At 48.2% G+C, this 14,104-nt stretch carries 11 protein-coding genes and 1 riboswitch; of the genes, 10 read left to right on the forward strand and 1 reads right to left on the reverse strand.

The window, feature by feature from the left end; translation table 11 throughout:
* Nucleotides 1–16: 16 nt before the first annotated feature.
* The 3 genes from MKY97_RS02580 (at nucleotide 17) to sdaAA (ending at nucleotide 3,370) form a co-directional block, all read left to right on the forward strand.
* The gene (locus MKY97_RS02580) at nucleotides 17–1,108 is read left to right on the forward strand and encodes a sigma-E factor regulatory protein RseB domain-containing protein (protein WP_342553971.1); all 1,092 of its coding nucleotides are present in this window, start codon (nucleotides 17–19) and stop codon (nucleotides 1,106–1,108) included.
* Between the two features lie 368 nt (nucleotides 1,109–1,476).
* A riboswitch (glycine riboswitch) is annotated at nucleotides 1,477–1,630 on the forward strand.
* 107 nt (nucleotides 1,631–1,737) lie between these two features.
* Complete coding sequence (gene sdaAB / locus MKY97_RS02585) at nucleotides 1,738–2,427, forward strand: L-serine ammonia-lyase, iron-sulfur-dependent subunit beta (protein WP_342553972.1); 690 nt, start codon at nucleotides 1,738–1,740, stop codon at nucleotides 2,425–2,427.
* On the forward strand, nucleotides 2,417–3,370 hold the full coding sequence (gene sdaAA / locus MKY97_RS02590; protein WP_342553973.1) for an L-serine ammonia-lyase, iron-sulfur-dependent, subunit alpha: 954 nt from the start codon (nucleotides 2,417–2,419) through the stop codon (nucleotides 3,368–3,370). The genes sdaAB and sdaAA overlap by 11 nt, the downstream gene beginning before the upstream one ends.
* A 275-nt stretch (nucleotides 3,371–3,645) precedes the next feature.
* Here the strand turns inward: sdaAA and MKY97_RS02595 are convergent, their stop codons facing one another.
* On the reverse strand, nucleotides 3,646–5,406 hold the full coding sequence (locus tag MKY97_RS02595) for an alpha-glycosidase (protein ID WP_342553974.1): 1,761 nt from the start codon (nucleotides 5,404–5,406) through the stop codon (nucleotides 3,646–3,648).
* A 321-nt stretch (nucleotides 5,407–5,727) separates the two neighbouring features.
* On the opposite strand from MKY97_RS02595, the gene MKY97_RS02600 reads away from it, so the two are divergent.
* The 7 genes from MKY97_RS02600 to MKY97_RS02630 all read left to right on the forward strand — a co-directional run bounded on the left by MKY97_RS02600 (nucleotide 5,728) and on the right by MKY97_RS02630 (nucleotide 14,079).
* Complete coding sequence (locus tag MKY97_RS02600) at nucleotides 5,728–6,411, forward strand: response regulator transcription factor (protein WP_342553975.1); 684 nt, start codon at nucleotides 5,728–5,730, stop codon at nucleotides 6,409–6,411.
* Between the two features lie 98 nt (nucleotides 6,412–6,509).
* Nucleotides 6,510–7,991 carry a HAMP domain-containing sensor histidine kinase gene (locus MKY97_RS02605; protein WP_342553976.1) on the forward strand — a complete coding sequence of 494 codons (1,482 nt, stop codon included), beginning with the start codon at nucleotides 6,510–6,512 and terminating at the stop codon, nucleotides 7,989–7,991.
* Nucleotides 7,992–8,086: 95 nt separating this feature from the next.
* Nucleotides 8,087–9,001, forward strand: coding sequence for an ABC transporter ATP-binding protein (locus MKY97_RS02610; protein WP_342553977.1), 915 nt, complete (start codon nucleotides 8,087–8,089; stop codon nucleotides 8,999–9,001).
* Nucleotides 8,998–9,714: an ABC transporter permease gene (locus tag MKY97_RS02615; protein WP_342553978.1), complete on the forward strand. Its 717-nt coding sequence runs from the start codon at nucleotides 8,998–9,000 to the stop codon at nucleotides 9,712–9,714. The genes MKY97_RS02610 and MKY97_RS02615 overlap by 4 nt, the downstream gene beginning before the upstream one ends.
* A gap of 1 nt (nucleotide 9,715) precedes the next feature.
* The gene (locus MKY97_RS02620; RefSeq protein ID WP_342553979.1) at nucleotides 9,716–10,441 is read left to right on the forward strand and encodes an ABC transporter permease; all 726 of its coding nucleotides are present in this window, start codon (nucleotides 9,716–9,718) and stop codon (nucleotides 10,439–10,441) included.
* A 291-nt stretch (nucleotides 10,442–10,732) separates the two neighbouring features.
* Nucleotides 10,733–13,441, forward strand: a complete 2,709-nt coding sequence (locus MKY97_RS02625; protein WP_342553980.1) for a PAS domain S-box protein — start codon at nucleotides 10,733–10,735, stop codon at nucleotides 13,439–13,441.
* 209 nt (nucleotides 13,442–13,650) lie between these two features.
* A complete protein-coding gene (locus tag MKY97_RS02630; protein WP_342553981.1) occupies nucleotides 13,651–14,079 on the forward strand; it encodes a hypothetical protein in 429 nt (142 codons plus the stop codon).
* Nucleotides 14,080–14,104 lie beyond the last annotated feature (25 nt).

The raw sequence follows: 14,104 nt of genomic DNA on the forward strand, positions 1-14,104 counted from the left end.
GGAAGGATGATGATTTATGATTAAAAACGGATGGAAGTTGATAGGGGCAGTCTTGATCGCAGGTTCACTATTTGCAGGTTGTGCAGAAAAGGAGCTGCTTGGTATGTCAGGGGATGACATGATTGAAAAAATTATTACTGCCGAGTCGGAGCCGGCGTCCTACTATGCAGAAGGTGTGTTAAAGATGTGGACGGATGAGAAGATTACGAACACCATAAAGGTGAAGGAATGGGTAGATGGAAAAACAGGACAGCAGCGGGTTGAGACAGATGATAATGGAAATGTAAGCTCTGCTGTTCATAACGGATCAGAGGTTCTGATCTATGAGAAAGAGGCAAAAACTGCATTTTCAATGGATTCATCCGCGTTCCAGCAGGAGCCTAACCAAACCCAGAAGCAGATGCTGGTAGATCAGCTGGAGCGGATGCGTGATACGCATAACGTGAAGATGCTGGGTCAAGAGAAGCTTCAAGGTCAAGAGGTGGTCCATATTGAACTAACGCCGAAGGACGAGAATTCACTGTCCATTTCGTCCGAGTATTGGATAAACCCCAAAAAGTGGATGATTGTCAAAGCGACCAGTACGTATGGGGATACCAGATCAGAAGTTCTGTATGACCGGATTGATTACAATCCCGAGTTCACGGACGAAACGTTCAAGCTGGACATTCCGGCAGATGTGGAAGTGAAAAAAATGAATGATGTGATGAATAACAAAGAGGTATCTCTCGAAGAGGCAGAGAAGGCCGTTGGAGGGGCTTTCCTGCAGTACGTTGGTCAAGATATGGAATTGTCCAGAATTGAGCTGACTTCGTCCATGGGTGAGCACGGCCGGGATGAGGTGACGTTATACTATGTGAAAGATAACAAGCCGGAGATCAGTATGACTGTATTCACAGCACCAGAGGAAAACGTAGATGAGGACCTGCTGCCAGAGGAAAAGAAGGTAAGTATTCGCGATACGGAAGGTTCGTATATGTCTATCATCCGCAACTTGTCATGGAGTGAGAAGGGCATGCGTTACTCGATCATGGGTGAGAATGATTCATGGACAGTGGAGAAACTGCAGGCATGGGCAGAAGCTCTTCAGATTCCGAAAGCAAAGTAAGTCGTATTCCGGGTATGAAAGATATGGAACAAGCATCGAACAATCCTAATGAAAAGCGCATATAATATAGAGAAAAATGAAGTGCTTTGAGATTACGTCACTTTTGTTGACATATGCAGTGCGTCATATTACTCTGTATATGATTGAATGAATGCCAACACTTGAAATTTCGTAATGAAATAAAAGAATACAGCGAATGATAACGAGCGGGAGAGACCTGAGCGGGCTGATTCAATATGTTACCAATCGATATGCTGCATACAGCAGATGCCGAAACTGGAATGTATAGGCAGGCTTAAGGCACCGAAGGAGCAAGCGATTATGCACCCGGCATAATCGTTAATCTCTCAGGTAAATGTACCATCGTTGGACGCAGCTCTGGAGAGTGCGCGAAAGAAGCGCCACCCAAGGGGTATATGATTCTTCAGCCGGCGAACAGACGTGTACTGGAATGTACTTGATCCTGTTCTGCCCGGTGCTGTGATCATGAAACTCTCAGGTATCAAGGACAGAGAGAGGGCTAACGGCCTTCTTCTGTCCTTTTTTATTGTCATCATTCAGTAGATCAAGGAACATAGTGGCGGGTATTGTCTGAATGACGATGACGAAACTAATTGGAGGGTTATAAGGTGCGATTTAAAGATGTTTTTTCAATTATCGGTCCGTCGATGACAGGGCCATCCAGTTCACATACAGCCGGTGCCGCAAGACTGGGCCGAATTGCGTGTCAATGGTTGGGCTGTACGCCAGAACGTGCAAGGCTTACCCTGTATGGTTCATTTGCAGATACCTACCAAGGGCACGGGACTGATCTCGCACTGATCGGGGGCCTGCTCGATTATGCTACAGATGATCCTCGCATTCCCGATGCAGAGCAGTATGCGGCTGAAGCGGGTATGGAGGTAGAATTCTACACGAGTGGTCTGCCGGCTCCTCATCCGAACACGGTCAAAATTGAACTATGGCACGGTGATCGGGAATGCTCTTTAAAGGGGGCTTCCATTGGTGGAGGCAGTGTATCTGTACATGCATTGAACGACTTTCGTGTACAGATCAGCGGGGAGTTTCCGACACTGGTCCTGCGTCATGCGGATAAGGCAGGAGTGCTCGCATCTGTGACATCAACGATCAGCTCCTCCGGCGTGAATATCGGATACATGCAGGTGGACCGGAAGGCGCGCGATGGTGAAGCTTTAACGGCGATGGAAATGGATGCACCTCCGAGTGAAGAGGTTTTGAAGAAACTCCGTTCACTGGATCATGTGCTGGATATTCGTGTGATTGATCTGAAGAGAGGGGTTGACCCGAATGCGATTTAAACATTTGCATGAGTTAAACTCAATCTGCACAGCGGAGTCCAAAACGATTGCGCAGCTGATGATTGAAGAGCAGGTGCAGGAGACGAACACACCGGAAGCAGACGTGGTGAAGCAGATGTCGGAGTACTATCAGGTAATGAAGGAAGCCGTTCGCAAAGGTCTTACAGAAGATACAACCTCGCGCAGTGGACTGACAGGTGGAGACGGGAAAAAGATGGCCGAATATATTCGCCAAGGGGAAACATGTTCTGGTGATGCCTCTGCCCTTGCTATGGCTTATGCATTGTGCGTATCTGAAGTGAATGCTTCAATGGGACGTATCGTGGCTACGCCAACGGCGGGATCTTGCGGTATCATTCCGGGGGTGTTCATCAGTTCGCAGGAGCGTTTCGGCTGGACTGATGAACACTTGGTGAATGGACTGTTCTGTGCCGGAGCCATCGGATATGTGATTGCCAACAATTCATTTATTTCCGGTGCGGAAGGCGGCTGTCAGGCAGAGGTTGGTTCTGCGATTGGCATGGCTGCCGGTGCGATGGTGGAGCTGAGAGGCGGTAAACCGGAGCAGGTCGTGCATGCCGTTGGATTGGCTTTAAAAAATACATTGGGCCTCATCTGTGATCCCGTAGCCGGGCTTGTTGAAATTCCGTGCATCGTTCGTAACGGACTTGGAGCCGTTACGGCACTGGCTGCGGCTGACATGGCGCTCGCTGGTGTTCGCAGTGCCATCCCGTCTGATGAAGTTATCGATGTCATGCTGGAGGTGGGCAGCGCTATGCCAAGCCGTCATCGCGAGACAGCGCAGGGCGGGCTGGCCCAGACACCAACGGGTCGTAAAATGATGGAGAAGCTGGCTAAACCCAAGGCGAAGCGTGCAGAATCTGAAGAGACAGCTGGTACGGCACATAAGGCGTCAGAAACATCAGAAACCGCTTCTGAGTAAGATCACCAATACGTTTAAAGGTCATTGATCGATAAGATGTGTCCGAATCGTGCCTGACTATAGGCAGCCGCGTGAACAGCCGATGAACGATCAGCTGTTCACCTTTGTTTGATTGAAATTAAACATTTCAGTACCTTATAATCCGAGAAAGCGTGCCGGACCCTGAAAGTTCAGGATCCCGCACGCTTTCTTGGAGTTGGCGATCAAACGTGTACAGAATTCAAATGCGTGATCTGAATGATCTTACACCTGCAGGTTTTGACCTGCTCACTCTTCTAGGTATTCTCTAACTCGGTACGCATCACCGCATATCCGTAGGCAGGGAGTTCTATGGCAAGTACACCATCTTCCAGGGCAGTCCGGTGGCTGCCTTCAAACAGCTCGGTCCATGGCTGATCCCCTGCTTCCAGTTCAACGATGGCTGTTTCCTCCGAACGGTTGAACAGAATCAGAATGCGCTCCTCGTCACTTTGCCGCTCCATTACAAGCTGGCTGCCTCCTGCCTTGGCCTGCAGGAAACGAACGGTTCCCGCAGCGCGCAGTGCAGGATGAGCATGACGCAGGGCAATCAGCTTGTGATAAAAGCTAAACAGCTCCCGATCCTGCTTTGCTTCGTCCCATTCCATACATTTGCGGCATCCCGGATCATGTTCACCGTCCAGCCCGATCTCGTCACCGTAATAGATACAAGGAGCTCCCATATAACTGAACTGGAACAATGCAGCCAGCTTCATCTTGCGCTGATCACCCTCGCACAGGGTTAACAGCCGCGGAGTGTCGTGACTGTCCAGCAAATTGAATGCGACCTCGCTTGCCTGAAGCGGGTATCTTGATAACTGGCGGCCGATCGAGTTGGCAAATTGTTCAGCGTGCATTTTATCTTCAACGAAGAATCCATTCACAGCAGCGGTAAACGGATAGTTCATCGCAGCATCGAACTGGTCGCCCTGCAGCCAGGCAGAAGATTCATTCCATATTTCTCCCAGAATATAAGCATCCGGGTTGGCTGTTTTGACAACGCGGCGGAAATCCCGCCAAAAGGCATCGTCTACTTCGTCTGCTACGTCAAGACGCCAGCCGTCTGTGCCAACTTCCTTGATCCAATATTCGGCTACCTCCAGCAAATATGCCTTTACATCCGGATTCTCCGTATTCAACTTGGGCATATGTGCTTCGAATCCGAATGTCTCATAGGTTGGAATGCCATCCTTCACGTCTAACGGGAACTCGTGAATATGGAACCAGTCTTTGTATTTAGATGCGGCACCATGCTTCTGTACGTCGAGGAACGGAGCAAATGTTTTGCCGGAATGGTTAAACACGGCATCCAGCAGTATACGGATACCACGTTCATGGCACATCTTTACCAATCGTTTGATGGTATCCGCATCACCGAAATGACGGTCTACGCGCAGATAGTCCTCGGTATCGTATTTATGATTGGTCCTCGCTTCAAAAATTGGGGTGAAATAGATCGCATTGATACCTAAGTCGCTAAGATAATCAAGATGATCCATGACTCCCTGCAGGTCACCACCAAAGAAGTTAAATGGTGTAGGTTCTCCGCCCCAGGGTTCGACCTCTTTGGGATTGATTTCAGGGTTGCCGTTTGCGAAACGCTCGGGGAAAATCTGATAAAAAACCGCATCCTTCACCCAGGCGGGAGGTGTAAATACAGCCCCGGCATGAATATAAGGGAACTGGAACATGCGGCCCGGATCATCAGGTTCTTCTTCCTGGAAATCCGTCTCGGTCATCCAGATATTTTCATCTTCATTTTTGAGCAGAAAAGCATATTTCAAACGGTGATACGGAGGCTTGACCTCCCCTTCGTAATAATCAAACATGGAGTCCGATGTGAATTTGGTCAGAGGAACCATATCCCGGGTTTCTTCCCATGCATATTTATCCCCTGTCAGGGCAAAAACTTCGGTCAGATCATTCTTTTTGGCCCGCAGTCGCAGACGAATGGTATCCTGGTCATAGGCATAGGCCCAGTTCCGTTTGGGTTGATGAAAGATGGCTTCGAGCAGCATGTAAATTCCTCCCGTCAGATCTAAAATAGTTATACAAAACATGGATTTGCTATGTAGATTCGTCTTTACTGAATGAGACAGCCTCATATTACGTGACAGCGGATTGCGTTATAATGGAACGTATAAAGTCATAGAGGTTGATTCCAGGCGAGAAACATTGAACTGGTTGAACTTTTCAGTGATTGCAGACAGTGTAGCTTGTGCAGCCGGGCTGGCATTTAATCTTGAGACAGTGCGCTTTAGCTCTGAGGATCTGCAGCTGTGCAGAATGTCCAGATATATCATTAACCCAAAGGGTATGGAAAGGAAACGAATACATAGATGAAAACCAAACTGTTATACATTGAGGATGATACTGAAATTGCAGCATGGGTGAGAGAAGACCTGGAGGAACGCGGATATGAGGTCGTGTGGCTTGGAAGCGGTGAAGGAGCATCCGAAGCCGCAGCGGAGTGTTCTCTGGTGATACTGGATGTAATGCTGCCGGGACTGGACGGATTTACAGTAGGTCAGCGGCTAAAAAAAGAACATCCTGCCATACCCATTGTTATGCTCTCGGCCAGGACATCCATTGATGATAAGCTGCACGGGCTTGATTTTGCCGATGATTATGTGACCAAGCCGTTCCACCCGGACGAGCTCGCTGCGCGGATTGAGGTTCAGCTTCGCAAGGCAGGTGCATCGGTATCCAGCGATAACGTCCTTAGGCTGGAGCACCTTTCGATCTATGAGCAGGATAACCGGATCGTTAATGAGCAGACGGGAGAGGAGATTATTTTATCAGGGAAACAGTTCCATATCTTTGCTTATCTGCTCAGGCATATGGGCATGATTCGTACCAAAGAACAGATCTATGAGGCTGTCTGGAATGAGTCTTATCTGGACGGAGACAAAACATTGATGGTGCATATCCGGCACCTGCGCGAGAAGCTGGAGCTTGATCCGGCTAATCCGGTTATTATTCAGACGGTGCGCGGCGTGGGATATCGCGTGAAGAAGCCATGATCTGGTTTAGGAAGCGAAAGGCGAAGAAGTCTGAGCGGGACAGAGACAGCAGCACGGAACAGCCAGTCCGGCAGAAACTGAAATTTGGGCGATCTCTTATGTCCAGATACATGCTTCTTATTTTGGCAGCTGTCCTGTTTGTGCCTGTTGTGGTACCGCTCGTAGCCACCGTTTTTGTTGTAATTATCAGCAATGCAAAACCTGTTGAAGATGCACCTTATGGTGATTCGCAACTGATTACGGATATGTGGACAATAGAATCGAAAAAGCTGGATGGGGCTTCAGGGCAAACTATTGATTCACGGATGAAGCAGCTGCAGAAGAGTTACCCGAAGTCCGCCATGTATCGTGTGGATGCTTCCGGGAAAACGGCACTGGTGCTTGGGGGTACAGAAGCTGAGGTGTCCAAGCAAAAGTCGTTGAACACTTCGGGAACTTCAAAAGGGATGTCCGAGGCTTCTAATTCGGATGTCATACTGAAGTGGGAACTGGTAACCGGAAGATCAGAAGAGACTCGAATTCCTGCGGTATGGACAGCAAATTTTACGGTACAGTTCATGAAAAAAGCTTTAAATCGTGATCCTCTAACCGTTGTTGCATATGTTGGAGGAGAGAATGAAGACAAAGGACAAGGTTTTATGGTGATCGAAGTTCCCCGTGACCTGCTCCAGAGTTCATCCGATAATGGACTGCTCGAATTTATCTATTTCGGTGCTGTGATGCTGATTGTTTTTATTATATTTATCGTGATGTCCGTACTGTTCTTCGCTAAAATCCGCAAGCGGCTGATTCGTCTGCAGACAGCGATGATTGCTCCGAGTAAGGAGGGCATACCGCTCCCGGTGGAAATCCGCAGGTCGGATGAGATCGGACATTTGGAGGAATCCTTTAACCAGATGGTGTATCAGTTAACAGACAGCCGCCAGCGTGAGCAGGAGGAGGAACAGCTTCGCAAACGGCTGGTTGCAGGATTATCACATGATTTGCGAACGCCGCTAACAGTTATTCGTGGTCATATGCATGCGCTGCATAAAGAAAACCTCAGCGAGCAGGGCATCCGTGCGCTGAGTCGTATGGAGAATAAAATGCAGGATCTTGGTGAGCTTATCGACAATATGCTTTCGTATAATCTGCTGACCAGCGGAAGATATACATTGAAGCTGGAGCAGAAAGATGTGCTGCGTATGGTTAGAGAAGCGGCGGCATCATGGTATCCGGTGTGGGAGAAAGAGGAATTCGAGATCGATATTGATCTGCCGGATGATCCGTTAATCTGGGAGGTGGATGAGCAGGGTATGCGTCGTGTGCTGGATAATTTGTTTCAAAATATAGTTCGTCATGCGGCCAGCGGAAAGTATATCCGCATATCCACCGAACAGGTACAGGGACGGACTGCTGTAGTAATCCAAGATCGCGGACCCGGTATGCAGCCGGATTCAGGAACCAAGGGTACTGGACTTGGCCTATCCATCGTGGACCTTCTGATTCGTGAGATGGGCCTGCGTAAGCGGGTAGACAGCTCCGAAGCAGGTGTTCGCACCTATCTCTACAGCGGCAAAGAGGATGAACGTGCGCTTTGAATAGGGAAGCATGTCTACTTTTTAAACTAAACTTAAACTTGGACCCATGCTTGCTTTAACCTTGGAGGATTACGATAGTTCCGAGGTGATTAATCGTGAGTGAAAATATTATTCAAACAGCGAATTTATGGAAAACATACAAGGACCGTGCAGCGGTTCGTGAACTCGAACTGCATATTAAAAAGGGAGATATTTACGGCTTCCTCGGTCCCAATGGTGCCGGTAAAACAACAACCATCCGCATGCTGCTCGGCCTGATCAAACCGACCAAAGGTGTCATCCGAGTCTTCGACAAGGATATTCGCAAGGAACGGATGGATATTCTGCGCCGTGTAGGCTCCCTGGTAGAGTATCCTTCCTACTATGGACATCTGAATGCGGTAGAGAATCTGGAAGTGCTGCGGCGTATTATCAATGTGCCCAAATCAAGAATTGCTGAAGTGCTGTCCATCGTTGATCTGACCAAAGATGCTAAACGTGCTGTAAAAGGCTACTCTCTCGGGATGAAACAGCGTCTCGGTATTGCCAGCGCTCTGCTGGGCGACCCGGAACTGCTTATTCTCGATGAGCCAACAAACGGACTGGACCCGGCGGGTATACAGGAGATCCGCGAGCTTATCAAACGGATGCCGCTGGAGCATGGGATTACAGTCCTTGTATCCAGCCACTTGCTGAGCGAGGTTGAGCAGATGGCGAGCCGGGTCGGCATCATCAGGGATGGCAAAATGGTGCTGCAGGATACGATTGCAAGTCTGCACAGTCAGACGGGAAGTTCCATTAGACTAACGGTATCCGAACCGGAAAAAGCAATGAAGCTGGCTCGTGAACAGGGACAATTCGGTCAGAGACAGGGAGCCGCACTAACGTTCCCTTACATGGATGATAATGCAGTTGCACTGCTGGTGCGCCGTCTGATCGAGCAGGATCATGATGTATACCGGGTGGAGGAACAACGACAGTCTTTGGAAGATCTCTTCATGCGTGTCATTGGCGAGGGGGCTTCCATATGACAGGGCGTGCATTATCGGCGGATTGGCTCAAAATTCGCGGCAAAGGCATCTGGTTTCTCGTGTTTCTTGCCCCCATTGGCTTAACAGCCATGCAGGCTTTGAATTTTGGATTGAGGCTGGATTATCTGAAAGAGCAGTATGCAGAGAATCTGTGGGGAGGATTATTTGGAAATGTTATTGTGTTTGTGCCGCTCGCTTTAATGCTGGGTGCGACCATTCTCAGCTCCATGATCGCTGGTATCGAGCATGATCAGGGTTCGTGGAAGCAGCTGCTGGCGATGCCGATTCCCAGATCGGCCGTTTATCTGGCCAAGTTTCTGATGGCCTGTCTGCTGCTTATCATCTCCTGTCTGCTGCTGAGCGTAGGTATTGTTGGACTGGGCCTAGTGCTTGGTTTTGATGCAAAAGAAATACCGTGGTCACAGGCGCTGAAGCTGGGGCTCATGCCGCTGGCTGGTGCACTGCCGGTACTATCGATCGAATTATGGCTTACGCTGGTATCCAAAAATCAGGCGCTTCCGGTTACCTTCGGCATTATTCTTGCCATTACCGGTATGTTCGCATTGTCCATCTCTCCCCAGTTCCCGCTGGCATGGGCTCAAATGGCTTGGAGTGCCCCTAATGCATATCTATACGCAGGGATGGGCGCAGGTTTAGGAATTTTGATTATGCTGATGGGTATGATGCACTTCAGCCGGAAGGATGTGGCCTAATATGCAAGCCTACTTCCGTATTTTATCTGCCGAACGTTTGAAAATGGCAAAATCTCCTGTCTGGCTTCTGATTCTGATCAGTCCACTGATCGCGCTGCTCATCGGTCTGTTATCTTCCACTTCGGGTAACTGGGGGGCACTGCTGGGCGTTATGGTTACGCTTCACGGTATGCTGCTGCTGCCGATGCTTACAGGTGTATTTACCTCATTTGTATGCCGATTCGAGCATGCAGGTGGAGGATGGAAACAACTGCTTGTCCTTCCGCTTACACGTGCAGGTTTATATTTGGGCAAATTCACCATAGTACTCTCGCTTCTGGCAGGTACACAGCTGCTCTTGTTCGGAATGATCGTATTGGTCGGATTGATTCAAGGCCATGTGGACCCTGTACCTTGGGGATTCCTTGCCGGCAAGCTGCTGCTCGGACTTCTAGCATGTGTGCCGCTGGCGGCTCTGCAGATGTTTGTTTCTCTAATCTGGAGCAGCTTTGCTGCGCCGCTAGCCTTAAATTTTGCCCTGACCATTCCTAATATTCTGGTCGTGAACTCCGCTTCGTTTGGTCCGTATTATCCATGGGCACAGCCGATGATTCTGATGGTTCCTATCGAGGGCGCAGGGTTCGGTGCATATAATGTGCCGCTGACTTCGCTATTAACAGTCGTTGGCGGCAGTGCCGTACTGTTTATTGCTGTGGGTATGATCTATTTTGCCAAAAAGGAAGTATAACAACAAAAGAAACCTCTCCTGAGGCGGCGCATACGAATATTCGGTATGCAGCAGTCTCAGGTTTCTTCATTCTAATATCCAGGCACCTCAATTCCATCTTTTTCATCTCGATCCATATGAATTTTATCCTCTTTTATAAGCAAAATTAGACGAGAATCTGGTAAAATAAAAAAAGCTGTTTCTTGTCAGGCGTACATGGTTATTCGAGGGTAAGCCTGTTACAGCCGAAAGCGGCGTATATTCAATTTTGTGAAAAGAAGAAGATTTGGCTGAGAAAAGAGGGGTAGGCCTTTGGATCGTAATAAAACGGAAACCCTGAAACGAATTATTTCTGAGGGAAGCTCTTACCGGTCATTGTTTTTTAACCATCCGGATGCTATCTATGTCATGGACGTTGAAGGGAATCATATGGATGCCAATCCTTCCTTCGAGAAGTTATCCGGTTATAAGATAGGAGAGCTTGCAGGGGTGAGTCGGGATCGCATCAGCCCGCCTGAAAGTGAGAAGAGACGAGCACAATTTATCGAAAAGGTGCTGGCTGGGCATTCAGTCAGTGAATCGATGGCATTTTATCATAAAGATGGTTCTGTGAAACATGCACAGGTTACCTATATACCGATTACAGAAGGCGAACAAGTCGTTGGCATCTATGGTATTGCCAAAGATGTGACGGATAAAGTAATCATTGAACAGGAACTGCAGGAGACACAGGAGAAGTACCAGGTACTGGCAGACCATGCACAGGATCTGATTACAACCTGCAGCGTGGATGGCACACTCTTGTATGTATCTCCATCTGTATACACACTGCTGGGTTACGCGCCGGAGGAAGTAACGGGGAAATCATTTAAGTCCTACTGTTACCCCGGAGATTTTCCTGATCTTCTGGAACTGCCGAGTATAGGGGATGGCTGCAAGATGAGGGTCCTGCATAAGAGTGGACATTACATCTGGATGGAGACACTGGCGAAGCCAGTGGCTGGAGAACATGGCAAAGTAACTCAAATTGTCAGCATCAGCAGGGATATTACGCAGCAGAAGGATGCGGACAGACGTATTCGCGAAAGCCGTCAGCGGTATAAGTCATTGTTCGAGTATAATCCGGCTGCGGTCTATTCTCTGGATCTGGATGGCAAGTATAGTTCGGTAAACAGCAATATGGTGCAGATGCTTGATATTCCGCGCAATAGGCTGATTGGTCAGTCTTTTTTATCGAATCTAGATAAGAACGAAATGCAAAAAGGTGAAGCTTTCTTCGCGCTTGTGAAGGAAGGAGAGCCTCAGTATTATGAGACTCGTGTTGTTAGTTCGAATGGTCGCAAAATTGAAGTGTCCGTAACGAATGTGCCAATTATTGTAGATAAAGAAATGGTTGGCGTCTACGGCATCGTATCGGATATTACCGAGCGTAAAGAATACACAGAACGTATTCAGGAATTGAGCAAACAGCATGAGCTGATTCTCAATACCGTTACCGAAGGGATTTACGGTCTGGATGCGGATGGTATTACGATGTTTATGAATCCGGCGGCCGCTTCGATGTTCGGGTACGAAGCTCATGAATTCATCGGGAAAAGCTCACATCCAATTATTCACCATTCCCGTGCAGACGGCAGCTACTTCCCGAAAGAGGAATGTCCAATTCATATGACGGTACTGGATGGGCATACGCGTTCAGTGACGGAGGATGTGTTCTGGCGAAAAGACGGCAGCAGCTTCCTCGTACAGTATCAGGTTACTCCGATTATTGACGAGGGACAGATTCGCGGTGCGGTTATTGTCTTTAATGACGTCACTGGAGAACGTGAAATTGTTCGGGCCAAAGAAACCGCAGAGCTGGCCGCGCAGGCCAAGTCCGAGTTCCTCTCTCTTGTCAGTCATGAAATCCGTACACCGATGAACGGCATTGTAGGAATGACCGAACTGCTCGTCGGTACAGACTTGTCAGAGGAGCAGCGGGAGTACGCTCAGATCATTCAGGAGAGTGGTGATGCACTGCTGAATATTCTGAATGATATTCTCGATTTCAGCAAACTGGAGTCTGGTAAAATGGCACTGGCCTACGAGCCATTCTCGCTGCGCAAAATGCTGGAGCAGGTCGCGGAGCTGTTCAAGCCGCGAGCGGATGAGAAGCATCTTGAGATTCGCTATCGTCTGAACCCGAATATTCCGGATTATATGGCCGGAGATTCGATGCGAATTCGGCAGATTCTGGTGAACTTGGTTGGCAATGCACTGAAGTTCACAGATCAAGGAAGTATTGACGTCACCGTAGATATGATTAAGGGAAGCAAACCCGAGGATACGGTGCTTGACTTTGCTGTGGAAGATACAGGAATCGGCATTCCTGCGGACAAACAGGACCAGCTGTTCCAGTCGTTCTCGCAGCTGCATCCGGTCATTAACCGTAAATATGGCGGTACAGGACTGGGGCTTGTGATTTCCAAGAGACTTGTTGAGATTATGGGCGGAAGCATCAGTGTCGAGAGCACTGAAGGAGAAGGTTCTATTTTCCGGTTTGCAATTCCGGCAGCTCGTGTTGAGGCATCTGGTGAGAAGTCGGCAAGCCAGTTCCAGCATGAACGTACACGTCAAAGTGACAAGGTTTCAATGCGTATTCTTGTGGCAGAGGATCATCCGGTCAACCGGAAGATTTTGCAGGAATACTTAGAGAAACTGGGTTACCAGGCAGATGTGTGTACCAACGGGGTAGAAGCGATTGATGCGATCTCTCAGAATGTGTATGATATTGTACTGATGGATATTCATATGCCTGTGATGGATGGGCTTAAGGCTACAAATCTGTTACACCGGCTGATTCCGCAGGATCGTATTCCTCCGATTATCGCGGTAACTGGAAATTCCCGTCGTGAAGACAAGGAGGCATGTCTGGAAATGGGGATGCGGGACTTCATCAGCAAGCCTGTGATGCTGAGTGAACTGAAGCGTGTCCTGCAGCAGTGGGGACCTTCCGATGAGCCGCGAATTGCACCCAATTAATTCGAGATAATATCTAGACAAGTTGAATTAAGATGATATATACGGACACGCCGACAATATATAGGGGTGTCCTTTTTGTTATCCGTTGAAGGGAGAGAAGCGTTCGGAATTCTATTGAAGTATTTTGGGGAAAAGGAGTATGCTGATCGTGTAAAGGAACATAGAGTGTCTATCTTATTCATTTAGCGAATTGTAAAGGTGGGAATGTAATGAATGTAGAAGAACAGCTTGAGCTCCTGAAGTACCAAATCAAGCTTATTAAAACAGTGGCTGCCTCGGACGAACATCCTTATTTCATGTACCTGCTGGATCATGATTTCACTGAAAAACAAACACGATCTTTACAGGACCTATTGTACATACTTAACTATCGATTACGTGGTCGCTCTGCTCAAAATGATGAAAATTCCATACTCTTTCACAGTGAAAAAATAAAAGAGATCAGGGAGCGCAATCAATACTTCTCTGTTCCGGATGATTATCTGCGGAGTGAATTACCCCCAACCTATGAAGAATTTGCTTCAATCCTAAAGCTGATTGCACCAATTGATGTTAATCCATCTTATCTTCTAAGATCTCTTAAAATGCAGGAAATGTACATTAACCTGTGCGAGTATCTATTGGGCCAAAATAAATAGAGGATACTTTTAGCTTGCTGATCGT

The sequence above is a fragment of the Paenibacillus sp. FSL R7-0652 genome, assembly GCF_038595045.1.
Taxonomy (GTDB): Bacteria; Bacillota; Bacilli; order Paenibacillales; family Paenibacillaceae; genus Paenibacillus.